17 protein-coding genes are annotated in these 23955 nt (G+C 60.7%); 6 read left to right on the top strand and 11 right to left on the bottom strand.

The window, feature by feature from the left end; translation table 11 throughout:
- Positions 1–103 precede the first annotated feature (103 nt).
- On the bottom strand, positions 104–3277 hold the full coding sequence (locus tag CU048_15095; GenBank protein ID QBR72387.1) for a calcium-binding protein: 3174 nt from the start codon (positions 3275–3277) through the stop codon (positions 104–106).
- Between the two features lie 255 nt (positions 3278–3532).
- On the opposite strand from CU048_15095, the gene CU048_15090 reads away from it, so the two are divergent.
- On the top strand, positions 3533–4318 hold the full coding sequence (locus CU048_15090; GenBank protein QBR72386.1) for a Crp/Fnr family transcriptional regulator: 786 nt from the start codon (positions 3533–3535) through the stop codon (positions 4316–4318).
- A gap of 160 nt (positions 4319–4478) precedes the next feature.
- Positions 4479–6413: a hypothetical protein gene (locus CU048_15085; GenBank protein ID QBR72385.1), complete on the top strand. Its 1935-nt coding sequence runs from the start codon at positions 4479–4481 to the stop codon at positions 6411–6413.
- On the opposite strand, the gene CU048_15080 is transcribed toward CU048_15085, so the two are convergent.
- The 7 genes from CU048_15080 to CU048_15050 form a co-directional block, all read right to left on the bottom strand.
- The gene (locus CU048_15080; GenBank protein ID QBR72384.1) at positions 6407–7033 is read right to left on the bottom strand and encodes a hypothetical protein; all 627 of its coding nucleotides are present in this window, start codon (positions 7031–7033) and stop codon (positions 6407–6409) included. The genes CU048_15085 and CU048_15080 overlap by 7 nt on opposite strands.
- Before the next feature lie 238 nt (positions 7034–7271).
- A complete protein-coding gene (locus CU048_15075) occupies positions 7272–8546 on the bottom strand; it encodes an esterase (GenBank protein QBR72383.1) in 1275 nt (424 codons plus the stop codon).
- 263 nt (positions 8547–8809) lie between these two features.
- Positions 8810–9652 carry a transglutaminase gene (locus tag CU048_15070; GenBank protein ID QBR72382.1) on the bottom strand — a complete coding sequence of 281 codons (843 nt, stop codon included), beginning with the start codon at positions 9650–9652 and terminating at the stop codon, positions 8810–8812.
- A gap of 171 nt (positions 9653–9823) precedes the next feature.
- A complete protein-coding gene (locus CU048_15065) occupies positions 9824–10261 on the bottom strand; it encodes a transporter (protein QBR72381.1) in 438 nt (145 codons plus the stop codon).
- 5 nt (positions 10262–10266) lie between these two features.
- Entirely contained in the window at positions 10267–11340 is a 1074-nt protein-coding gene (locus CU048_15060) for a peptide chain release factor 1 (protein ID QBR72971.1), read from the bottom strand.
- A gap of 153 nt (positions 11341–11493) precedes the next feature.
- Entirely contained in the window at positions 11494–13758 is a 2265-nt protein-coding gene (gene ptsP, locus CU048_15055; GenBank protein ID QBR72380.1) for a phosphoenolpyruvate--protein phosphotransferase, read from the bottom strand.
- Positions 13759–14019: 261 nt separating this feature from the next.
- Positions 14020–15258: an aspartate kinase gene (locus tag CU048_15050; protein QBR72379.1), complete on the bottom strand. Its 1239-nt coding sequence runs from the start codon at positions 15256–15258 to the stop codon at positions 14020–14022.
- A gap of 76 nt (positions 15259–15334) precedes the next feature.
- Between CU048_15050 and CU048_15045 the strand changes: the two genes are divergently transcribed.
- The gene (locus CU048_15045; protein QBR72378.1) at positions 15335–16147 is read left to right on the top strand and encodes a bifunctional 3-demethylubiquinol 3-O-methyltransferase/2-polyprenyl-6-hydroxyphenol methylase; all 813 of its coding nucleotides are present in this window, start codon (positions 15335–15337) and stop codon (positions 16145–16147) included.
- Here CU048_15045 and CU048_15040 read toward each other — a convergent pair.
- Positions 15884–18157 carry a hypothetical protein gene (locus CU048_15040; GenBank protein QBR72377.1) on the bottom strand — a complete coding sequence of 758 codons (2274 nt, stop codon included), beginning with the start codon at positions 18155–18157 and terminating at the stop codon, positions 15884–15886. The two genes, CU048_15045 and CU048_15040, sit on opposite strands and share 264 nt — an antisense overlap.
- 192 nt (positions 18158–18349) lie before the next feature.
- Here CU048_15040 and CU048_15035 point away from each other — a divergent pair, with 192 nt between their 5' ends.
- Positions 18350–18886, top strand: coding sequence for a GNAT family N-acetyltransferase (locus CU048_15035; GenBank protein ID QBR72376.1), 537 nt, complete (start codon positions 18350–18352; stop codon positions 18884–18886).
- Between the two features lie 3 nt (positions 18887–18889).
- Here the strand turns inward: CU048_15035 and CU048_15030 are convergent, their stop codons facing one another.
- Both CU048_15030 and CU048_15025 read right to left on the bottom strand, forming a co-directional pair.
- A complete protein-coding gene (locus CU048_15030; protein ID QBR72375.1) occupies positions 18890–20977 on the bottom strand; it encodes a hypothetical protein in 2088 nt (695 codons plus the stop codon).
- Positions 20978–21037: 60 nt separating this feature from the next.
- On the bottom strand, positions 21038–21583 hold the full coding sequence (locus CU048_15025; protein QBR72374.1) for a hypothetical protein: 546 nt from the start codon (positions 21581–21583) through the stop codon (positions 21038–21040).
- 264 nt (positions 21584–21847) lie between these two features.
- Between CU048_15025 and CU048_15020 the strand changes: the two genes are divergently transcribed.
- Both CU048_15020 and xth read left to right on the top strand, forming a co-directional pair.
- Positions 21848–23158, top strand: a complete 1311-nt coding sequence (locus CU048_15020; protein ID QBR72373.1) for a ubiquinone biosynthesis protein UbiH — start codon at positions 21848–21850, stop codon at positions 23156–23158.
- Positions 23155–23931, top strand: coding sequence for an exodeoxyribonuclease III (gene xth / locus CU048_15015; protein QBR72372.1), 777 nt, complete (start codon positions 23155–23157; stop codon positions 23929–23931). Before CU048_15020 ends, xth begins: the two co-directional genes overlap by 4 nt.
- The last annotated feature ends 24 nt before the right edge of the window (positions 23932–23955 follow it).

The following is a 23955-nucleotide window of genomic DNA, read 5'->3' as shown; positions in this document are numbered from 1 at the left end:
AAGGTCCGAAGCCGTGATAAGTCGTTTGCCGACCGGGCGCGCCTTGTCGGTATCGAGCGCGGCGCGATCATGCTTCGATCGCGACGCGGCCTTCGTCATCGCATCAGGCAGTTTGTGGATGCGCGATGAGCGGGGCCTGGCTCATTTGCGGCTCGGTGATTTGTGTGCCGCCGTGGCCATCCCCCGAGGCGACGAAAGTCGACGCCAGATAATTGCCAAGAAGCGCGATCTTCGCCAAATGGCCGCCGTCGCCGACCGACAATGTTCCGCCGGTGGCGTCGCCGGAGAAGCCGACGGTCGTGTTCGCCCCGAAAGCAATGTCCTTCAGGTCGAGTTTGTCCGTCGCCTCGAACCCGGAAACCTTGCCGGAGAACTCTGTCGAATGATCGAGCGTCAGGGTTCCAGCCGCGCCGGGTGCGAAGGTGACGCTCGCCGCCGAGGCGTTCTGGATTTCGAGGTTTTCATGGCCATTGATGGTTTGTCCCGGTCCCGCCTGGTTAAGGCTGGAAAGCGACAAATTGGATCCGCTGCCGCCCGTTTGCGTGGACGCCAGAGCCGGCGGCGCCGACGACGGGATCTCGATGTTGTCGCCAGGACCACCGTTCAGAACGTCGTTGGTGTTTCCTCCCAACAACACATCATCGCCGTCACCGCCGAGCAAAGTGGCGGGGCTGCCGCCACCAAGCAAGACGTCGTTGCCGGCGCCACCATCCAGCGTCAGTTTCGGGGCGCCTGCGCCAAGCCCCGAGGCGTCGATGACGTCATCACCACCGAGGCCGGCGATATGGATCGTGTCGTTCGGATCGAAGTCCTTGATCACCACTCTGGACGAAAGCCCGTCGACTACCAGCGCGCCATTTTCGATCGACAGCTTGATGAGGTCGTCTCCACCGGTCCCGTTGATCGTCACCGTATCCGGCTGCCCGTCGCCGGCGCCTCCAGGCGTTGCGCCGAGATCGATGTTGACTTGCTTCACATCGGTGCCGCTGAGATCGCCCACGACAATGTTATCGGCGCCACCGAGCGCAGTGAAGTCGATGTCTTCAACACCGTTGAGATCCATCGTGATGTTTGCGACATCGCGGAAGAACCGCGCCCGCCCGCCATTGGCGGAAATGTCGATATTCTCGCTGACGTTTGCACCGCGGAAATCGAGCGTGTCCGTCCCGCCCTGACCCTCGACCACGTCGCTGCCGTCGCCGGGGTTCCAGATGAACCGGTCGTTGCCCGCACCAAGGAAGGCGACATCATTGCCGCGGCCGCCGGCCACGACATCGTCACCCGCGCCCCCCTTGATCGTGTCATTGCCGTCGCCGCCATTGATGTTCAGATGCGGTGACGTCGCGAGCAAGGCGGAGCCGTCGATCGTATCATTGCCGGCCAGACCGTTGATATTGAGCACGTCGCCCTGCTCTACGTGACTGATGGTCACTTTTGCCGCAAGGCCATTGACGATAATGTCCGAGCCCGAACGCTGCAGGCTGATCACATCATCTCCGGCGCTCCCATTGACGGTCACCGTATCGACCTGGCCGTCGCCGGTGTTTCCGCCGGGGGTCCCGGCAAGATCAATCTTAACCTGCTTCACATCGGTGCCGGTGAGATCGTTGACGACGATGTTGTCGGCGCCGCCGAACGCCGCAAAGTTGATGTTTTCAACGCCGTTAACGTCCATTGTGATGGCGCCGACATCGCGGAAGAAGCGTACGCGCGAGCCGTTAGCGGAGATGTCGATGTTCTCGCTGGCGTTCGAGCCGTTGAAAACGAGGCTGTCAGTGCCGTCCTGACCCTCGACCACGTCGCTGCCGTCGCCGGGGTTCCAGATGAACCGGTCGTTGCCCGCGCCGAGGAAGGCGACGTCGTTGCCGCGGCCGCCCGTCACCACATCGTTGCCGTCGCCGCCGATGAGGACATCATTGCCATCGCCGCCGGTGATGGTGTCGTTTCCGGCGCCGCCGTCGATCTGCAATTGCACTGACATCGCAGGCACGGTTGAGGCGTCGATCGTGTCGTTTCCAGCCAAACCGTTGATGATCAGCACGTCGGCCGCTTCCGCTCCGGTGATCGCCACTTGTGCCGCGACGCCCGCGACGCCGACATTGCCGCCGCTGGCCGCGACGTTGATCACGTCATTTCCGGCGCGGCCATTGACCGTGACCGTATCAGCCTGCCCGTCGCCGGCACCTCCTGGCGTTGCGCCGAGATCGATGTTGACTTGCTTAACATTGGTGCCGCTGAGATCGGCCACGACAATGTTATCGGCCCCACCAAGGGCGGTGAAGTCGATGGTTTCAACGCCGTTGAGATCCATCGTGATGTTTGCGACATTGCGGAAGAACCGCGCGCGCGAGCCATTGGCGGAAATGTCGATATTCTCGCTGACGTTTGCACCGCGGAAATCGAGCGTGTCCGTACCGCCTTGGCCTTCGACCACATCGCTGCCGTCGCCAGGGTTCCAGATGAACCGATCGTCGCCTGAACCGAGGGAAGCGACATCATTGCCGCGCCCGCCGGTAACGATATCATTGCCATCCCCGCCGATGAGCGTATCAGCGCCATCACCGCCAGTGATCGTGTCGTTGCCGGCGCCGCCATCGAGGGTCAGATTGGTCAGAGGCGCGAGGCCATTGCCTGCGGTAATGACATCGTCACCGCCATTAGCCCTCAGCACAATGTTCTCGGTGGTCCCGATGTCGATGCTGAAGGGCGCCGGGTCGACACGGTCGAACCGCACACGACCGCCGTTCGCCGTGATAGTGAAGACCTCGGCACCATTGCCACCATTGACTTCCAGCGTGTCGGTGCCGGAGCCGCCCTCGACCACATCGCTGCCCTCGCCAGGGTTCCAGATGAAGCGGTCATCACCGGCTTCGCCAAACATCCGATCCGATCCGGTTCCGCCCGTCAGGACATCATTGCCGGCGCCACCGAACAGCAAGTCGTCGCCGCCTTTGCCGCTGAGTATGTCGTTGCCGGCGCCGCCAAAGAGCTGGTCATTGCCGGAGCCGCCGATGAGCGTGTCATTGCCGGCGCCGCCGAACAGATTTGCCTTCGGCAAAGCCCCGTTGGTTTCATCGACGCTGATCGTGTCGTTTCCGTCCGCGCCAAACACTTCGACGAGGCTGGTGTTGACGACCGACGGGTTGCCGGGTAGCGGCACCGCGCCGCCGTTGGCGAGGATTTTCCCCGCAGCGTCGCGGCTGACTCTGACGGTATTGCCGGCGCTATCGCCAAAAAGAGAAAGGATTCCGTTCGCGTTTTTGCTGGTAATGGCCATAGAAGTTGTCCTTCGGTGTTTGACCCGAATAGGGAGTGCCACGTCGAGGCTCGTCAGGGGGCCAGGACGTCCGGCAGACTCCTTTCGGCGTCTAATGCGCCGCAACTATTTGCCTTTTGCCTGCCGTTCGCTGTTCCCTGGGGAACAACACGGACAAAAACCTGCGAAATTTGCCAGAGATTGGTGTCTGTGGGAGAAGGCGCCCGAGGCCATGGCGCATAGGACGCTCGCCGACTATGGAGCATCGGCGCGCATATGCGCGCGCAAGCTCGACGTGCAGCCCCAAGTTGCCGCGAAGGCTTGACGATGCTAGAGATGCGCGGTTCTTGGCGACAGCGTGGTCCTATGCACCAACAGCCTGCCAACGGTGAGTTGAACTTTCCGCTTTTCGGCCCGCTTGACGCGGCCGACAGCGCGGCGCTGGCCCCGCTTCTGCACTTGCGGCGTTACGAGGCCGGGCGCGTCGTTTTTCAGCGCGGCGATGCCGCTGACGAAGTGTTTCAGATCCGCAGCGGCCAATTGCGTATTTCCGTGTGCTCGTTGGATGGGCGCGAGCTCGCGTTCCGCATCGCCGGTCCCGGCGCCATCGTCGGTGAGATCGGGGTGATCGATGGCGGTCGTCGTAGCGCCGACGTGACCGCCGCGCGCGCTTCCGAGGTGCTGACCTTGGCGCGGGACGATTTGCTGCGATTGATTGCGACCCGGCCGACGATGGCGATCGGCATGAGCCGATTCCTTTGTAGCCGCCTGCGTGAGACGAGCGAGCAACTTGAGGCGCAGGCGTTGTATTGCGTGGAGGCGCGGCTGGCGCACTTCTTGTTGCGCGAGCTGAATCTCACCGGAGCAGCCAAGGGCCAAATGGAGCTTACGCTGTGTGTTTCCCAATCCGAGATCGCAGCGTTGATCGGGGCTAGCCGGCCGAAAGTGAATGTCGCTTTCAGCGCGCTTGAGGAACGGGGTGCTATCCGCCGCCGCGGCAAGATGCTGGTCTGTCGCCTCGATGCTTTGAACGAGATCGCAGACGCGATTGGCGCCTGCTAATGGGCGCTCTTCAATGCGGCGGCGACCCTGCCGGTGCCGCTGCGACGACGATCCGGTTCGCCACGAGCGTGGGCTGGTTTTCGGGATTGCGCCAAAGCCCTTGGCTCTGGCAATCAGGCCGTTCCTTGCGGTACGACCGCGACGCTGGCATTGAAAGGGCATGAAGCGGAAGCTGTTTGCGTCCGGTGTGTGGAGCGCTGGCGTTTTATCCTTCCTCGCCATCGGTTTTCTGTGGAGCATCGACGCCGGCGGGATGCGCGGCTTCCTGCGCGAAAACGCCCTGGACATTGAACTATCGGCCTCGCGCGCAACAAGCTCCCCGCCAATTGTCGTCGTGGACATCGACAGCGAAGCCCTGCGTCGGTATGGCCCTTGGCCGTGGAGCCGCCTGCAGTTGGCGCGGCTTGTCGACGCACTCGTCGACGCCGAGCCGGCCGTCGTCGGCCTCGACATGCTGCTGGCGGGCGAGGATAGGCTTTCCCCGGCTGCGGTCGCCCGCCGGCTCGCCATTCAAACTGGACGCGCCGACCTCGGATCGATCGCCAGCGAGCTCCCTGATGGGGACACAGAACTCGGACGCGCCCTCCGGCGAACGCAAACGGTCCTCGGCGCGGTGCTGGCCCAGGAGCCGGGTGCGGCGATCCGGCCCTCCGCGCCCATTCTCGTGCGGGGCGCGCCGCGCTTGCCTGGCATGTGGGGTGCCGAAGCGGCGATTTGGCCGATGCCCGATCTTGCGCGGGCCGCGGCCGGCGTCGGACTTATCGTCTTCGAAAACGACTCCGACGGCGTCGCGCGCAGAACCCCGCTGCTGGCGCTCGCCGGAGGGGAGACCATTCCGGGCTTCGCGGTGGAAACGGTCCGCCTCGCCGAGGAGGCCTCCACGCTGATCATCGACGGCGCGCCCCCGCGTCTTCGGATTGGCGATCGCGTGGCGCCGCTCGGGCTGGATGCAAGCTTGCGTTTTCGCGCCTCGCCACCCGACGTCTGGGCGCGGCGCACGATCTCGGCTGTCACCGTTCTCGATCGTCGTTTTGACGTGACGGCAATCAAAAGCAATATAGTTCTCATTGGCAGCAGCGCGCCTGAAGTCGGGATTCTTCGTCGCACCGCCCAGGCTGAAGCGGCGTCCACTGTACAGATCGAAGCAGATGCGATCACCACTCTGCTGTCGGGTCAAATCCCAACACGGCCTTCATTTCTCTCGCCGCTCGAGACTGCCGGCGCGCTGATGCTCGGCCTTTTGGCTTTGGGAGCGGGGACTCGGTTACGGCCCGCGCGTGGCTTGCTCGTCATCGCCCTTTTTGCTTTTGGCTGGGCCGTCATGGCCGGGCTGCTGCTGCGGTGGCGCAATCTACTGGTGGATCCAGTAGGGCCGCCGATGGTGGCCGTGGTGATATTTACACTCAGCGCTTTGACGGCCGCGATCAATACCGAGCGCCGCGAGCGGCGACTCCGTCACCGCTTCGAACAGCACCTCGCGCCGGCCATTGTCGCGCGCATTCTCGCGCGTCCAGGCGAAGTGCGTCTTGAAGGCGAGACACGCGAAGTGACCGCTTTATTCACCGACATCGAGGGCTTCACCGCGATGACGGAGCGCTCCGAGCCGCGCGAACTCATCGCCCTGCTCGACGTATACTTCCAATTGTTCGCCGACATCGTCGTCGCGCACGGCGGCATGGTCGACAAGATCGTCGGCGATGCGATTCATGCGCTGTTTAACGCGCCCCTTGATCTGCCCGATCATCCCCTGCGAGCCTTCGAATGCGCGGTTGCGCTCCACGAAGCAAGTGTGGCGTTTTGCGAGCGCCCGCTGGCGCGAGCACTCCGCCTTGGCCGCACGCGGATCGGTCTGGAAACCGGCGCTGCGATCATCGGCGACGTCGGGGGTAAGCGTAAACTCGATTACACCGCCCACGGAATGGTGATCAATACCGCGGCACGGCTCGAAGCGGCCAACAAGGAGCTTGGAACCACCATCTGCATAGGTCCGGTGGCGGCGGCGAGGCTCCCTCCAGGGCTCGTGCGATCCGTTGGCATGCTGACGGTGCGGGGTCGCAGCGATGTGCTTGAGGTATTTGAACCCAAACCTCAATAAACACTCGCAAGCGCGTCAACGACCCGTTCGGATCCCCACCGGCTCGGTTGCGTCGGTTTGTCTCCGGGACGCCGGACATCGGATCCTTCGCCCGCCGTCAATCGCACCGTCGTGCCGCCAGCCGTAAAGTCCACGATTCCACGCTGGACGAAGACGCCAAAGACGCCTTTGCTAGGTCCAGCAAAGACACGGGTGCCACGCAAGGCAATCGTGCCAAACGGAGAGCGCAGGCGCAAATCCATGCCGGGCGACCCCTCGTCCCGATCAATCAGCACGGGACCGGAATCGAACCGAAGTTCGCCGCGAGTCTCGGCCAGAAACTTGTCGATGCGCAATCTCGTGTTGCCGCCCATATGAACCCGCGTTGCCGCGCCGAGCAGCATGATGAGACGCGCTTCATGGGTGCTGATGAGGTCGCCAACGAAGATGTCGGATCCTTTGGCGAGCGAGCGCACGGCGCCATGCGCTTCCGCGTCGGCGACGCCGACGCAGCTTTCAACCAAACCAGCCGCATTTGCGGCGAAAGATGCGGATGCGAACGTGGCCGCGCAGGCCATCCCGCCGAGCAGGCTGCGTCTATCCGCCAAAAATGGGGCTGAAGTTTTCGGCGTTTGGCGCATTGAAATCCTTCATCTCTCAGATCGCGGCATTGTGAGGCTTGAGCGGAAATCCAAAGCTCTCGCACCAATGCACGCGTTGAACCCGAATTGCCGGGCCAAGCCCAACAGGCAGCGTTGCCCGCTTGCCGCCACGGCAGCGCATAGCGGCTTCAAAGAGCGGTCATTTAAGCGAGTGTCAAGGCCGGCATGGTTGCAAGATTATGCAAGCTACACGCGCAAAACCCGGGCCGACCAACCTTTAGGGGGGCGCCGCGGCGTTCTCAACTGAACGGCCAAATGCGTCGATCTGATCGCCAAAGTTCTCTCGCGTCGTCGGATCAACGATGGTCAGCGGGGCCGAGACGACGAGGCCTGCCGCATGGCCGACGGATGCTGCCGCGCCTGCCGTCGTCGCCATGATTCTTTCGCCGACTCCAACTCTCGAGTCGGTCAAAATCTGCCCGCTGGCGAGGCTCCGGCCAATCAGCTGCACGGCCATCGGATTTTCCGCAAATTTTCCGTGATGGAAGCGGTCCGGTGAGATCTCGGAGGTCAGATTGACCACTTCGATTTTTTCGCTTTCGAGCTCGCTCTTATAGGGCTCGATGTCGGGATTGATCGCACCGAGCCGGGCGCCGCCCCACAGCTTCCGAGAAATCGCGAGGGCGCGGTCGTCCTCGGACACGAACAAGATAAAATTGGGTCGCTTCGGCCCCAGGGTTGCAATTTCCTGGCGGGCCACATCGACATCGACATCAGGTGCTGCGAGCAAAACTGTACGGATCTTATCCGCGACCTTGCCATCGCGAATGGCCATCTGGCGCAAGGCTTCGAGAGTCACCCAATTGCCCATCGAATGGGCCAGCACGGAGACTTGGCCAACCTCCGGATCCTTAGCAAGCGCGCGCAGGACCGCTTCAAGCGTGTCACGGGAATAATTCGCGCTCTCCCGATCATATCCATAAGCGAGAGCACTTCCCTTAGAGGGCCATGTGAACAGGACGGGGGCAACGTCGGCGCCTGAATCATGGACGATCTGCGCGAAGCGGACAACCGCGTCTTCGAAGCGGTTGTTGAATCCATGGACGAAGACAAGCGCCTGCCGCTTGGGCACTTTCTGCACGAGCCTGTGGAACGCCGAAAGGGCCTGGGGCCTATCGAGGATATCGGCCTTCAAGGTCACGAAATCCGTTGCCGGGTTGCCGGGGATTTGCTGCGGCCATTGAACTTCGCCGATTTGGCGGACGCCGTCCGGCGGGATCGACACGGTGATGTCGGCAAAGGCCGCCGAAGGCGCTCGCAGGCCAGAAAACATTTCGGCGGGCACGGTCCTCATGCGCGTCGTTGCGACGACCATTTCGACCTGGCTTGTGCCGGGCGCTGTGTAAGCCACCGGTTCAAGAATGCCCCTGATCTTTCCGGCGCAACCTCCAAGGCTCAACACGATGATCGGAATGAGCAGCAGGCGACCGCTCGAACCGATCGCTTTCTGTCGAGTCGCTGTCTCGCTCCGCAAGGAAATAAACCGACGCATGTGTTCGAGCCGCAATGCCGCGTGCGGACCCCGCTCGATCGAGCAAGGCTGCGCAGGGGAGCTTGAACAGGCTGAGGCTACAAGCCTCGCGTGGTCAAGATAAAGGCAGGGGATCGGAAGGCGGAGGCTATCCCGCGAATTCGTTGCAGATTCATTTAAGCGTTTGAAATACGAGCGTTTTATGAGCTACGTCGTAAAACTGGCCCGCAGATTTTATCAGCGAGGGTGGCCAAAAGACCACAGCGACACCGCATGTTTCGCCCTCAGGCGATCCGTCGGGTCAAGGTGCCCGCGAGCGCCGCATCGACTTCCTCTGTCCAAACTTTGAAGGTCTTCAGAATATGCGGCCCGAATGACGTCGCGAGCGGAATGTCGGTGGCATCGCGGCCGCGAGAGACCGTGATGCGTCCGATCCGTGGCATGTTGTGGCGGGCATCGAAGATGAACCAGCGTCCATCGAGAAACACTTCGAACCAAGCATTGTAATCCATGGGCGCCGGATCCGGCGGCACACCAATGTCGCCCAAAAATCCATTGGCATAACGCGCCGGAATATTCATGCAGCGGCAGAGCGCGACTGCAAGATGTGCGAAGTCACGGCACACGCCGATGCGCTCCTGATAGGCTTCGTATGCGGTTCGTGTCGAGCGGGCAAATGGATAGCCAAACGTCAAATGGCCGCAAACAAAATCACAAATCGCCTGGACCCGGCGCCAGCCCGGTGGCGTCGAGCCGAACAATTGCCAAGCGATATCGGAGAGCTTGTCGGTTTCGCAATAGCGGCTGCCGAGTAGAAAAACCAAGGTATCATTTGGCAATCGTTCGACCGAAATCTCCTGGGCATCGCGTTCAATCGGGTCTGGCAGACCGCTATCCTCGATGATGGCGTCGCGGGAAATGGTAAGATCGCCGGAGGGCGCTATAAATCTCCGCACACAATTGCCAAATGTGTCGAGGTAGGTCGACGAGGCAATTTGCGGCGTCGTGGTGAAGGGCGTTTGAAAGCGGATGTTCTGCGCGTGGTCATGATGCGCATCGAGCAGGCAAACCATCAAGGTTGGGGCGGTGCAACTGAACGTCAATTCATAGCCGTGACGAATGAGCATATTTCAAAATCCAGCTGAGGCGCGACCGGTCGCAGAAATCCCCCTCTTCCCTGAAGGGATGGCGCAAAGGTCAACGTGGTCTGTTGATATCGGGTTTGCCGGTGGCAGCTTCGCAAACCCGCTTGTGCCACAATTGGTTCCAAGGCTACGGCTCGCAGGCGGAGACTGACCTTAGGAACGATAGACGACCAAGAGCGCGCCGCAGCCGATCAAAATGATCCCGAGCCAATTGATGGGGGAGAGGCGCTCACCCAAAAACGCGACGCCGAACAGAGCAACGAGGACGATCGAAAGCTTATCGATCGGCGCCACGCGCACCGCGTCTCCAAGCTTCAAGGCCCGGAAGTAGCAAAGCCATGACGCGCCGGTCGCAAGCCCCGAGAGTGTAAGAAAAACATAGCTGCGCCGTGAAATTGCGCCAAGCGGTTGAAATTGATTGGTGAAAACAAGGATCGTGGCAGTCACCGCGACAATGATGATCGTTCGAAAAAAGGTCGCGAAATCCGAACTCACATTCTCGACGCCGACTTTGGCGAAAATCGCCGTCAAGGCTGCAAAACTCGCCGACAATAGGGCCCAAAACAGCCATGACGTCAGCCAAGGCGCCATGGGGCTTATCCTTCGCTCGCCGCGAGCAATCCGGCCTGATGTTCTGTGATAAGGGCGTCGATCACTTCGTCCAAGGCTTCCCCGGCGATGACTTTGTCGAGTTTATAAAGTGTGAGGTGGATGCGGTGATCGGTGAGCCTGCCTTGCGGGAAATTATAGGTGCGGATGCGTTCCGAACGATCCCCCGAGCCCACCTGCGCCCGCCGGTCGGCCGCCCGCTCGGCATCGAGCTTCTGGCGTTGGGTGTCGTAAATCCGAGAGCGCAGCAAGGTCATGGCCCGCGCGCGGTTTTTGTGCTGTGAACGTTCGTCTTGCACGAAGATGATCGTGCCGGTCGGAATGTGGGTAATGCGGACGGCGGATTCGGTCTTGTTGACATGCTGGCCGCCCGCGCCCTGCGCACGCATCGTATCGATCTTCAAATCGGCTTCATTGATATCGACGTCCACGTCCTCCGCCTCCGGCAGAACGGCGACGGTCGCCGCCGAGGTATGAACGCGGCCTTGCGTTTCGGTGTCCGGCACGCGCTGCACCCGGTGGACTCCCGATTCAAATTTCAAACGCGCGAAGACACCGCGTCCGGCAATTTCGGCGATGATTTCCTTATATCCCCCCGATGTTCCCTCGCTCGCCGACAGGATGCTGACGTTCCAACCCTTCAATTCGGCATAGCGCTGATACATTCGGAAAAGATCGCCTGCAAATAAGGCCGCTTCGTCGCCGCCGGTGCCGGCGCGAATTTCGAGGATCGCGCTTTTCTCATCCGCCGCGTCTTTCGGCAGCAACGCGATTCTCAATCCCTGTTCGAGGTCGAAAAGCCTGGCTCGTGCCGCCTTGAGCTCTTCTTCGGCGAGGCCGCGCATTTCCGCATCGGTCTTTGGATCATTCAGCATGGCTTCGAGCCCAGCGGCCTCTTCCACTTGGCCGCGATAGTCGCGGATGGCTCTGGCAACCTCCTCCATGCCGGCCAGCTCCCGCGACAAGGCGACAATCACGGAGGGTTCAGGGGCTTCTGCGAGGCGAGCCGAGATCTCCGCGTGGCGGCGCAAGATGAGATCGAGTTTATCTGAGGGCAACATGGTTTCTTGCATCCCGACCGATACAACAGAGAACACTAGACCAACTTTAAAAAAAGTTGACCGCCTTTTTGAGAAGGGCCTGCTCGACCTTAGCGTTTTTGCTGGACTCGCAGGGCAGAGCGCCCAAAGGTTTGAAGCAAGGGCGGCCGGTACCTAAACCGGAATGCCCTGTGCTTTCGCGAATTTGCGCAATTTATCGCGCAGGGAATGGCCGCCCTTCGCCTCATCGATAAGGGTCTCGACGAAAGCTTTCGCCTCAGCGACGTGAGTGGCGAGCACCGCCGCCTTGACGGGGCCGATCGAGGCGGCAGACATCGAAAGGCCGCGAAAGCCGAGCGCCAACAGGACAATGGCTTCCAGCGGCTTGCCGCCAATTTCACCGCAAAGCGTCAGCGGCGTTGCCGTTGCATTGGCTTTGTCGGCGATGCGCTTCAATACGCGAAGGATTGGTGCCGACAACACGTCGAAGCGCGTGGCGACCCTCTTGTTGTCGCGATCGGCAGCAAAAAGATATTGCACCAGATCGTTCGACCCAACCGAAAGGAAATCGACGCGTTCGCAGATTTCGTCGAGTTGCCAGAGCAGCGACGGGACCTCGAGCATGATGCCCAGCTTGAGATCGCACGGAGGCTTACGGTTATGGCGCTCCAATTGGACGAGCTCGCGCTCGACCATGGATTTCGCAATTTCAAATTCCTCCAGCGTTGCGATCATCGGGAACATGATCCGCATTTCACGCCCGGCCCCGGCGCGCAGCAGGCCGCGCAACTGCGCCCGCAAAAGCCCGGGCCGATCGAGACCGATCCGGATGGCGCGCCACCCCAGCGCCGGATTTTCCTCCTCGACTTGGGTCATGTATGGCAAGACCTTGTCGGAGCCGATATCCAGGGTGCGGAAGGTGATCGGCTTGCCGCCGGCCAAATCGAGGGCGGTCCGGTAAAGAACCTCCTGTTCGCTCATCCGTGGAAATTGCGAGGCGAGCATGAACTGAATTTCGGTTCGAAACAGCCCGACGGAGATCGCACCTGTCTCGGCCAGGTGCTGCAGATCCACCAGCATGCCGGCGTTCATATGAAGATCGATCGGCACGCCGTCCTTGGTGATCGCCGGAACCTCACGCAATTTGTGATATTGTTCCTGCTTCCGCGCCCGCAGCCTTGCTCTTTCGGCATAGGTGTTTTCGACGTCGGGCGGCGGGCGCACATGCACATCGCCGGTCGCGCCATCGACAATCAAAGCGTCGCCCGGCTCAACAAAATCGATGATATTGGCGACCTCGCCCACCGCGGCAATGCCGAGTGCGCGGGCGACGATGGCAACATGGCTGCCGGCGCCGCCATCCTCCAGCACGAGGCCGCGAATTTTGGCGCGATCATATTCGAGCAGCGCCGCCGGCCCCATGGTGCGCGCGACAATGACCGAATTATTCGGCAAATTCTTGTGAGCGGCGGCGAAGCTTTGTCCCGTCAGCTGATGCAGGAGCCGATTGGCGAGATCATCGAGATCATGCAGCCGATCGCGCATGAATGGTTCGGTCCGGCGCTGCAATTTGGCGCGCGCGTCGTTTTGCACACGTTCGACAGCCGCTTCGGCCGTGAGACCGGTCGTCACGGCTTCGCGCAAACGGCGCAGCCAACCGCGGTCATGCGCGAACATGCGAAAGGTTTCCAGAACATCGCGATGTTCGCCCGGCCCCATGTTGCCGTTCTCGATCAAGAGATCGATCGATTGGCGCATGGCGCCGATCGCGGTGTCGAGCCGCTCCATCTCCAGCTTGATGTCCTCGGCAACGAGCTGCTTCACGACGATGCGGGGCTCATGCAGAACGACGTGGCCAAGACCAACGCCATCGGCGATGGGCGTTCCCTTCAAGGCCAGCGGCCGGCGCAGGGCAATGTCGCGACCAGGTGCCGCAAGCGACTGCAGCTCTCCCGACGCGATCATTTCGGCGAGCAGCATGGCGGTCGTCTGGAGTGCCTCGATCTCCTCCTCGGAATAGGCGCGACGCGCTTTGTTTTGGACGACCAGCACGCCGAGCGTATTGCCGCCCCGCAGGATCGGCACGCCGAGGAAGGACGAATAAATTTCTTCGCCCGTTTCCGGCCTGTACAAGAACGAGGGATGAAGCTGGGCGTCGGCGAGCGCCAGCGGTTCGGCCGTCTCCGCGATCAAGCCGACCAGGCCTTCGCCCGTCCGCAACGTCGTCAAGTGAACCGCTTCCCGGTTCAAGCCTTCGGTTGCATAAAGTTCGAGCCGGCCGTCAGCGCGCAGAACGTAGACAGAACACACTTCCGCGACCATATTCGCGGCGATATGGACGACGATCTTATCGAGCCGAGCTTGCGGGCTTACCGGCTCCGCCATGACCTCGCGAAGGCGGCGCAGCAGCAGGCGGGGGCCGCCGAGCGTGCCATACATGGGTGTTTCCTGTTCAGCCCTCAAAGTTTCACTGCGTTTTTTGCCGGCCCCGCATCAGCCAACGGCAAACCAGGTCGTCCAGCAATATTCCGTGGAAGCCAAAGTTCCTTCCGGCGCCAGCCGCGCTCAATGCGGCAAGCCAGTCAGTTCAAGGCAGGATGCTTGGTGGTCCTAGTTGTGCGTTCGCGCGGTGTCCGTCTAACTAGCAAACTTCGGACCAGAAAAATATCCAAAAGCATAACGTAAAAAAATAGTTGCGGATCAAGCTTTATCTAAGCCGTAAAGGGCATGTAATGTCCTCACGGCCAATTCCGTATAGGCCGCTTCGATCAGCACGGACAATTTGATTTCGGAGGTCGTGATGGCTCTGATATTAATACCTTTTTCGGCAAGAGCCTTAAATGCGAGGGCGGCGACACCGGCATGGCTGCGCATGCCGACGCCAATTGCTGAAACTTTAACAACGTCATTTGCTCCGTGCAGGCTGGAGAAGCCAATCTGCGGTTGCTCCTTATAAAGAATCGCGCGGGCCCGCGTGAAATCGGCCGCCGAAACCGTGAAAGTCATATCGGTGAAGCCCGAATCCTCTGACGCCACCTGAATGATCATGTCCACGTTAATATTGGCTTCGGCCAGTGGCATGAATATGGCTGCGGCGATGCCGGGGCGGTCGGCGACCTGCCGCAATGTGATTTGCGCCTCGTCTCTCGAAAAAGCGATGCCGGTGACGACTGGACTTTCCACAATATCCTCCTCGGCGCAAATCAATGTCCCTTGTTTCGGGTATTTTGGATCGTCGAACGACGACCGGACGTAGGTCTTGACCTTGTGCGCCATAGCCAGTTCGACCGAGCGCACCTGAAGGACCTTGGCGCCGAGCGAGGCCATTTCAAGCATTTCCTCGAAAGCGATCCGGTCGAGCCGCCGCGCCTTGGGAACGATCCGGGGATCGGTCGTATAAACACCGTCGACATCCGTATAAATATCGCAGCGGCTGGCCTTGATCGCGGCTGCGATGGCAACCGCGCTCGTATCCGAACCGCCACGGCCGAGCGTCACGATTCGGCCGGTGGCCCGGTGGTAGCCTTGAAAGCCGGAAATCACCGCGACCTCCCGATGGGCCAGAAACCCATCGAGAATTGCCGTCGGATCGATCTCCTCGATCCGCCCCGACCCATGCGAGTCCGACGTCAGGATCGGGACCTGCCAACCTTGCCAGGAGCGCGCCGGAATTCCCTGTTCCTGCAGGACAATGGCCAGGAGACCTGCGGTTACCTGCTCGCCGGAGGCTAAAACGGCGTCATATTCGCGCGGATCGTAAAGCGGCGAGGCTTCCTCGCACCAGCCGACCAGCTCATTGGTCTTTCCGGCCATCGCCGAGACGACCACAGCGATCTCATGGCCGGCCTCGCGTTCCCGCGCCACATGCCTTGCAACATTGCGAATGCGCTCTATGTTTGCGACCGAGGTGCCGCCGAATTTCATGACAAGACGGGACATCGGGTCGAAAAACGCCTCCTTGGGCCCTCATCGGACGTTAAGCCGGCACGGGCGGCCTCGATCGCGCCGCGCATACATGCAAACCGCGGCACATCAAGTCAATGGGAATTCAGCTGTGACTCCGCAGGAAAAGCTCCGCCGTACCGCCACGATCGACCCCGCCGAGGTCGCCCAATTCGACCGGCTGGGGACGGAATGGTGGGATCCGACCGGGGCGATGCAGGCGCTGCACCGGTTCAATCCGGTCCGCGTCGGCTATTTGCGGGAGCTGCTCTGCCGGCGCTTCCCCTTGGATGGAAAGCCTCGCGATCGACACGCGGCGGAACCACTCCGGGGGCTCAGAATCCTCGATATTGGGTGCGGCGGCGGGATTCTTTCAGAACCGCTCGCGCGGCTCGGGGCACAAATGACGTCGATCGATCCGGCACCGCGCAATATCGAAATCGCCAAGGATCATGCGGCGGCCACAGGCCTTGCCATCGATTATCGCTGCATGTCCGCCCAGGACCTTCTGGCCGAGGGCGCTGTCTTCGATGTGGTCCTCACCATGGAAGTCATCGAACATGTGCGTAACGTCGCCGGCTTCATCAATCAAGCCGCCGCGATGGTCCGGCCCGGCGGTATTCTAGTCGCCGCCACGCTCAACCGTACCTTGAAGAGCTTTGCTTTTGCAATTGTCGGCGCCGAATATGTGCTGCGCTGGGTGCCGCGCGGAACCCATAGCTGGAACCAATTCGTCACACCTCAGGAACTCGCCAAGGCGCTGCGCGCCGCGGGGCTGCACATCCGCGATGAGACCGGCGTGGTCTACGATCCTTTGACTGGTCGGTGGCGTCTGTCGAAAGACATGGACGTCAATTACATCATAAGCGCCGACCGCCCAAGCTGAGTGCTGAGGTTGGGGCAGCTCGGCGGCGCTTGTCTTCTGAAAATTTCGCAGCACCTCAGCGACCTGAGCGACAACACCAGTCCAATCGCCGCGCTGCTTTTGCCGAAACAGGCGCATGGACGGATACCACGGGCAGTCCGAACGTTCGAGCAGCCAGCGCCAGTCCGGAATCTGTTTCAAAAGAACAAAAACGGGCCGACCGAGCGCCCCGGCGAGATGGGCGATCGATGTGTCGCAGGTAATGATCAAATCGAGATTTTGCATCACCGCGGCGGTATCGACGAAGGCATCCGGGCCGGCATCGAAATCCTCGCCGAGCCTCTCGATTTTGAAATCGGCTCCCCGGCCTTCGAGCTCCCCCAAGCCATGGACTTTCTGAATACTGATCAGGCGGACGCCATCGATTGCCGCCAGCGGAGCGAAAGCGCTCAGCGGAATTGACCGATTTGGATCGGCCTTAAAGTCGGGACTACCGTGCCAGCAAAGACCGACGCGAACGCCTTGCTGGCCGATGCGCGCGGCCCATTTGTTGACGAGGGACGCCTCGGCACGAAGGTAGGACGTCCGTGCCGGGATTGATTCCAGCCGCATCTTAAACGCGCGCGGCAGGCTGGAAAGAGCGATTTGCGCGTCGAATTGTTGCTCGTCGGGGATATCGTCCACCAGCCGGATCGACCGCGGCAGGCCAGCGAGAAGTCTATGCAGTTTCTTGCGGCAAAAGAAGGTCACCTCCGCTCCAGCGTCCGCGAGCAGCGGTAAAAATCTCGAAAACTGGATCGCATCGCCAAGCCCCTGCTCATCAAAGACGATGATCTTTTCCCCGTGCCGGATGGTGCCGCTCCATTCCGGACTTGGGAGCTTGAGTTCAGATTTTGGCGTTTGACCCGCAATCCAGCGAAATTCATAAGCGTCCAGGCCGCGTTCGAAATCGCCAAGAAGCAACAGCAGCGCCGCCTTGTTATTCTTGGCGTGCGCCGATTGGCTATTGTGGTGCAGGGCGAGATCGAAAGCACGGAGCGCTTCATCCATCCGTCCGAGATATTTCAGCGCCACCGCCCGGCTGCACAAAGCCTCCCCATAGTCGGGCCGAAGCGCGAGGGCCGCCTCAAAGCTTGCGAGCGAGGCCTCCGGTCGATCGAGACGAATGAGGACATTGCCGCGGTTGAACCAAGCTTGAGGAAACTCCCGACGAAGTACGATGGCTGCGTCAAAATCCTTAAGCGCCCTTGCAAGCTTTCCGGACAGGTGAAGGGCGACGCCCCGGTTATTGTAAAGATCGGGATTGCCCTTATGCGTCTCGATGGCCGCATCATAGCTGGCAATGGCCGCGCCCGATTGCCCAAGGCCTTGCAAAATATTGCCCCGATCGAGAGCGGCTTCCAAATAATCCGGCCGCAGCCGCAAGGCCTCGTCGAGAAACTTCAGCGCGCTTTCAAAATAGCCCTGCTCCGCAAGCAAAGTCCCCCCGGCACGCAAGGCCTCGGGGTAAGCAGGGTCGAGCTTCAGAGCCATGTCGTAGGAGGCAATCGCCTCCTCAAGCCGTCCCATTTCACGCAAGAGATTACCGCGATTGTAAAACAGAGCCGGCTTCGCACAGCCAGTGCGGACAGCTTCACCATAGGAAGCAAGGGCCGCTGCCGTCTGGCCAAGCTCCATCAGCGCCATGCCACGGTTCGAATAAGCTTCCGGATCGGCGGGATCCAGCGACACCGCGCGATCGAACCATTTGAACGCCAGCGAATTTTGCCTGGCGCTCAGATAAATCAAACCCACAAGATTGCATCTGACAGCGCTCGTCTCGCTTTCTGCATAGACGTTACGAAGGCATCCGAGGGCCTCTTTGACCTTTCCAGACCCCAGAAGACCAATCGCCCGGCTGATTTCGGCATCGATTGCCGGACGCAAAGCCTGGTGCGACACAGCGCGGTGCTTCTGTCTCAGCCGTTTCCGCGCATTGAATGTTTTGGCGTTCGCTTGCATGGTCCCTATAAGAACCGCCTCGGCTTGCACGGCGCTGGAGCCAGCGTCCCGGCCGGTGACAACGCAGGTCCCTTGCGCCTATAACCTTGCGATCGGAGCCATGCAGAAGCGTGTCGGCCATGTTCGATAAATTCCGACAAAAAGCGCACCTGGATCGCCTCGATGCTCCAGGTGATTGGATTATTTTCGGCGGGGCGCTCCCGCATCTTGCAATGACGAGCCATGGCGGATCTGTCCCTTAGTCTCAGCCCCCAGACGCCCGCTGATCTCGCGGCCATCGAAAAGCTCGACGAACGGGCTTTTGGGCCGGGCCGTTTCGCGCGTTCGGCCTACCGGCTGAGAGAAGGTGTGGATCCGGATTTCAGCCTGTCCTTCGTCGCACGGGTCGGCACTTTGATGGTCGGCGCCAATCGAATGACGCCCGTTTTGTGTGGCGATCAGCCGGCCTTGCTGCTTGGTCCCCTGACCGTCGATCCCCCCTTTCGTTCGGGCGGAATCGGTGAAGAGCTGGTGATGAAATCGCTCGATGCCGCAAGAGCCGCCGGGCACAAATTGGTGCTGCTCGTGGGCGATATGTCCTATTACGGCAAGATGGGTTTTTCGCCTGTCCCGCCGGGCCGGCTGGTTTTCTCCGGACCCGTCGACCCCAAACGCCTGCTTTATTGCGAACTGGTCGAAGGCGCTTTTGAGGGCGTGAAAGGGAAGGTCCGGCGAGCCCGGCCATCGGCAGCGCCGACGCTGGAACGGTCAGACACCTAGGGTCTAGGCCAGCCCGCCGCGCCCTTCAAAAACCCACGCGGCCAGGATGCTTCCCAACAGAGCGAGAAGGCCCAAGAAGCCGATGGCCAGCGGAGCAACCCCAACACCCTTCACTTCACTGGCGCCAATCCGCTTGATGGCGGCATAATCGGCGCCGCCATAGACCGGGCTCTCACGCATCGCGACGAGACGCGGCAGGGAAATTTCCCCATTCGCCGAAGCTCCGATCCGGTGCACCGTGCCTCCCGTCGCGTCCACCAAGGGTTTCAGCTTGTCCGGCGTTGAGACAACTTCTTGGAATTCGCGCGGATTTTCCGGGCCGACATTGGCAAGGATCGACAGATTGCCATCGCTCAGGCGATAAAGGCCGAGTTCGCTGGCGCTCACCGTCGCCCGTGAAATCCCCGGCTCCGCCAGTGTCAGGGTGACATTTTCTTGCCGGCCCGAAGGCGCCGTGACGGTGACGGGTTGCACTTCCGCTTTAAGGCTTTGGCGTTCGATTTCGATGGCATGGCCACGCACATTGGCCCGCAAGGCTTCCTCTTCCAGTTCCGGTTCCTTCATGAGCCAATGGGCCAGACGGCGCAAAAGGTCGAGATGCGGACCGCCACCCTCGAAGCCGCGCGCCCAGAGCCACATTTGATCGGTAAGCAGAAGGGCAACCCGGCCCTTTCCTTCCCGGGAGAGAACGAGCAGCGGTTTGCCCTTGGCGCCGGATAGGACGCTGGTGCCATGCGCGACTTCGGCGTTGACCTGACGAAACCATTCGCTCCACGCGGGTGGATTTTGATCGGCGCCCGGCAGACCACGGGTCACGGGGTGTTTGCCGCCATCCTCGGTGACCGCGGCGCGAAACGCATATTCGGTCAGGGTGCCGTCCGGACGCGCCGGCGCAATGCGCCCCAAGGGGGAATAAAAGAGCCCCTCCGGCCGGGCGAAATCAGGGCCGGCCGCAAGCAGCAGAGCGCCTCCCTCTCGGACATAACGGACGATATTGTCGAAATAGATCAGGGGCAGCACGCTCTGGTTCGAATAGCGGTCGAACACGATGAGATCGAAATCGCTGATCTTACGCCCGAACAGATCGCTGGTCGGGAAAGCGATCAGCGACAATTCGTTGATCGGCGTCCCGTCCTGTTTTTCCGGCGGACGCAGGATCGTAAAATGCACCAGATCGACATTGGCGTCCGACTTCAGAAGGTTCCGCCACATGCGCTCGCCCGCATGAGGCTCGCCGGAAACCAGCAAAACCTTCAACTTGTCGCGCACGCCCTCGATCGCCAGAACCGCCTTGTTGTTGATGGCGGTGAGCTCGTCCGGCAGCGCCTCGACCTCGAGTTCAATGACATTTTGGCCCCCATGGTCGATCTTGACCGGAACACGGAGGCGCTCCCCTGGCGTCGCAACAATGCTGGCCACGGGATTGCCGTCGCGGCGGACCTTCAGCAGCACGGGCTCCGGCTGGCTGGTGCTATCGGTCACCCGCAGCTCAATCGTTTGATCCTTGCCGACGATGCCGAAGCGCGGCGCTTCGAGCAGTTCAATTCGCCGGTCGCGTTCGCCTTCATGGCCGGTGATGAGCGCATGCAGTGGCGCCTTGAAGCCGAGCGCTTCCGCGCTGGCAGGAATATCGTCCACGACCCCGTCGGTGATCATGAAGACGCCGCCGACACGTTCCAAGGGCACGTCGGCCAGCCCGGCGTTCAAGGCCGCGAACAGCCTTGTGCCGTCGGCTTCATTATCCGTTCGGCTGCTGTCGATGGTACGGACATCGATATTGCCCAAGGCCTTGAGACGGGTCTCAAGCTCAGCGCGGGCTTTTTCGGTCTGGGCGGGGCGTTCGCCAATTGTCTGGCTGCCGCTTTGGTCCACGACGATCGCCACCACTTCCTTCAAGGGATTCCGGTCCTCCCGGACCAGCGACGGGTCGGCGAGGGCCAGCAGCAGCAACCCAAGGCCGAGCGCACGCAGAAAAGTCCCGCGTCGCCGCGCATAAAATCCCAAGCCGACAACCGCCAATGCAAGCGCACCAAGACCGATCAAGACCGGCCAAGGCAGCAGCGGTGCAAAGGAAAAATTGAACTCGCTCATTCAGCGCGATGCTTTCACTGGTTCTCGATCAAGCCAAGAGAACGCCTGCCGGAGACCACCTTACCTTCGGCCGGGCCAGGAGGGCCATTTCATCTCGTTCAGTTGTTTCTTCGTTACACTTATCAATTTTTCCTCCTTGGCAAAGACTCTTTCCCAGTCACGATTATTTGTCCTCAAAATTTCCAACAGTCCATACTCGCCGGTCGCGGCAGCACTTAACGCTGAAGCCTGTAGATACTGCTTAGAATTCAGCATATCTATAAGGCTTTTCGATTTATCAGCAATATTTTTAAATGTATTGTCTATGTAAATAACATCGATGCTATTTACATCGAGGCCACTGCTTGCAACATTAAGCAAGTTATTCGCCCCGCGTGCGACGTCACTATAAATCAGCTGCTCTTGCGTCAAATCCTCGCCCTTTTTAACGCTCTTTACGAGGGCCACGATTTCCTGCTTGGCGGCAGTGAGCTGATTAAACTTAGTACGAACCGATGGCGGCAGCGGGTCATCGACGCAGCAAAACAACATAATTTTTGGGGCGGCAAACCATACGAGAACAAAAACAACAGCAAGACTGCCCACCCCGATCAGGATTTTTTTCATGGTGACGTTGCCCCCCGATTGAAAATTGATCGCTCGCTTTGTCGGTATCGATTAAAGCAAGGGCATGTTGCAGCTTCCGCTAGAGCATGTTCCGAAAAAGTTGACCGACTTTTTCGATCAGAACATGCTCCAACTCGTTGAACTGGAGCGATTCCTTTTCGATCAGATGATTCCATCTGATCGGGAAGCGCTCTAGCCCTCCGACCCTACGTCATCATCGCCAAAAGCTTCGTCCGGGTCTAAAAAGACCCCAAAGGTTCATTGATGCCCCTCTCGCTTCCCAATATCCAGGCCGATATTCTTGTCGCGGGCGCCGGAGCTGCCGGTCTTTCGGCGGCGATCGCCCTCGCCCAGGCGGGTTTTTCGGTTGTCTGTGTCGGTGCGATCGATCGCCGCGCCAATGGCCGGACCGTCGCTCTGTTTGAAGCCTCCCTGCGCTTTTACAAATCGCTCGGCGTTTGGCCAAGGTTTCGCGGCAAGACGGCGCCCCTTGAAAAGATCGCCATGATCGATGCCACCGGAGCGCGGTTTCCGGTGCCCTCCGTTTCCTTCGCCGCCAGCGAGATCGGCCTGGCCGCGTTCGGCGAGAATATTGAAAATAATGTGCTGGTCGAGGGCCTCGCGGAAATTGCCGCCGCAAGCACAAATCTTGTTCTGCATGAAGGCATGATCAGCGACATCCGCTTCGAGGCCGACTCTGTCCAGGCTACTCTGGCGGATGGTCAGACGATTTCCGCTCAACTCCTGGTCGCCGCAGACGGCCGTTCCTCACTTGCTCGCAGCAAGGCCTCCATCGGCACCCGCGGCTGGGCCTATCCGCAGATCGCCTTCACCGCGCTTTTGTCGCATGCAAAACCGCATCGCAACATTTCGACCGAGTTCCATACCAGGTCGGGTCCCTGCACGCTGGTGCCGCTGTGCGCGCTCGAAGGCAAGCCGAACCGGTCGAGCTTGGTTTGGCTGATGTCCGCCGAGATGGCGGAACGCCGACGCGCGCTTTCCGAGGCCGAGCTCGCGGAAGAGATCGAGGATCAAGTTGGATCACTGCTTGGCAAAATGGAAATCGATGGCCCCGGCGGATTTTTTCCGATGGCAGGGATGAGCGCCAATCGTCTTTTCGGCCATCGGGTCGCGCTCGTGGGCGAAGCCGCCCATATTTTCCCGCCGCTGGCCGCGCAAGGACTAAACCTTAGTCTTCGGGACAGTGCCGCGCTCGTCGAAGTTCTGGAGGACGCCCGTGAACTCGGCCGGGATATCGGCGCTGTGGCGACGCTCGCCGCTTATGCGAAAGCGCGTCGGAGCGATATTTTTTTGCGGACCAATGGCGTCGACATCCTCAACCGCTCTTTGCTTTCGGATTTCTTTCCGGTGGACTTCCTGCGCGGCGCCGGGCTGTTTGCCTTTTCGGCGATCGGTCCGCTTCGCCGCGCCTTGATGCGCGAAGGCGTCCTGACGCATGGCACCCTGCCCCGTCTGATGCGGCGGCCGCCGCCCCGGCGATTGAGGGTTTCCCCACGCGAGGCAAGGTCACTTCCAGGGCTCGACGGGAATGAGCGCGTCGGGGACGGTCGGTGAAGATCGCGACCTGGAATGTCAATTCGGTTCGCCAACGCACCGAGCATCTGTTGCGCTATTTGCGCGAAGTCTCGCCAGACGTCCTGTGCCTCCAGGAACTCAAATGCGTCGACGCGGCCTTCCCCCATATGGAAGTCGAGGCCCTTGGCTATAACGTCGCCGTGCACGGCCAAAAAGGCTTTAACGGCGTGGCGCTTCTCTCGAAGACGCCGATCGAAATCGCGCGGGGGCTGCCGGGTGATCCTGAGGATGAACAGGCCCGCTATATCGAAGCCATCGTTCCCGACGCCAGGGGAATCGTCCGGGTCGCCTCGATCTATTTACCGAACGGAAATCCGCCTCTCACCGAAAAATATACCTACAAGCTCGCGTTCATGGACCGCCTGATCGCGCACGCCAGAAGCCTTCTGGCGCTTGAGGAACCGCTTGTGCTCGCCGGCGACTTTAACGTCATCCCAACACCGCAGGACTGCGCCGACCCGGCCGCCTGGGCAAACGATGCGTTGTTTCTGCCAGCGACACGCGACCGTTTTCGCGCCCTTATCAATCTCGGCTTGACCGACGCCCTGCGAGCGACCACGGACGAACCGGGGCTCTATACGTTCTGGGACTATCAGGCTGGCGCTTGGCAACGCAACAAAGGCATCCGCATCGATCATCTCCTGCTTTCGCCACGGGCGGCGGATCGGTTGACCGAGGTTACGATCGACAAGGAGAGGCGCGGTGATGACAAGCCCTCCGATCATGTGCCGGTTCGGATTGAACTTTCGTAGGCGGTAGTTGGCCGCCACGCCCAA

Source organism: Beijerinckiaceae bacterium, assembly GCA_004564215.1.
In the GTDB taxonomy this organism is placed as follows: domain Bacteria; phylum Pseudomonadota; class Alphaproteobacteria; order Rhizobiales; family Beijerinckiaceae; genus Methylocapsa.
The sequence above is the reverse complement of the archived record's forward strand: the minus strand, read 5'-3'. Positions and strand labels throughout refer to the sequence as shown.

What these genes read in the sequence shown, in the direction of transcription:
- CU048_15020 (QBR72373.1), top strand. Translation starts at nt 21,848, where the DNA reads ATGCCCCTCTCGCTTCCCAATATCCAGGCCGATATTCTTGTCGCGGGC.
- CU048_15060 (QBR72971.1), bottom strand. Translation starts at nt 11,340, where the DNA reads ATGTTGCCCTCAGATAAACTCGATCTCATCTTGCGCCGCCACGCGGAG.
- CU048_15085 (QBR72385.1), top strand. Translation starts at nt 4,479, where the DNA reads ATGAAGCGGAAGCTGTTTGCGTCCGGTGTGTGGAGCGCTGGCGTTTTA.
- CU048_15045 (QBR72378.1), top strand. Translation starts at nt 15,335, where the DNA reads ATGCAAACCGCGGCACATCAAGTCAATGGGAATTCAGCTGTGACTCCG.
- CU048_15080 (QBR72384.1), bottom strand. Translation starts at nt 7,033, where the DNA reads ATGCGCCAAACGCCGAAAACTTCAGCCCCATTTTTGGCGGATAGACGC.
- CU048_15070 (QBR72382.1), bottom strand. Translation starts at nt 9,652, where the DNA reads ATGCTCATTCGTCACGGCTATGAATTGACGTTCAGTTGCACCGCCCCA.
- CU048_15090 (QBR72386.1), top strand. Translation starts at nt 3,533, where the DNA reads ATGCGCGCGCAAGCTCGACGTGCAGCCCCAAGTTGCCGCGAAGGCTTG.
- CU048_15050 (QBR72379.1), bottom strand. Translation starts at nt 15,258, where the DNA reads ATGTCCCGTCTTGTCATGAAATTCGGCGGCACCTCGGTCGCAAACATA.
- CU048_15035 (QBR72376.1), top strand. Translation starts at nt 18,350, where the DNA reads ATGGCGGATCTGTCCCTTAGTCTCAGCCCCCAGACGCCCGCTGATCTC.
- CU048_15030 (QBR72375.1), bottom strand. Translation starts at nt 20,977, where the DNA reads ATGAGCGAGTTCAATTTTTCCTTTGCACCGCTGCTGCCTTGGCCGGTC.
- CU048_15075 (QBR72383.1), bottom strand. Translation starts at nt 8,546, where the DNA reads ATGCGTCGGTTTATTTCCTTGCGGAGCGAGACAGCGACTCGACAGAAA.
- CU048_15065 (QBR72381.1), bottom strand. Translation starts at nt 10,261, where the DNA reads ATGGCGCCTTGGCTGACGTCATGGCTGTTTTGGGCCCTATTGTCGGCG.
- CU048_15025 (QBR72374.1), bottom strand. Translation starts at nt 21,583, where the DNA reads ATGAAAAAAATCCTGATCGGGGTGGGCAGTCTTGCTGTTGTTTTTGTT.
- CU048_15095 (QBR72387.1), bottom strand. Translation starts at nt 3,277, where the DNA reads ATGGCCATTACCAGCAAAAACGCGAACGGAATCCTTTCTCTTTTTGGC.
- ptsP (QBR72380.1), bottom strand. Translation starts at nt 13,758, where the DNA reads ATGTATGGCACGCTCGGCGGCCCCCGCCTGCTGCTGCGCCGCCTTCGC.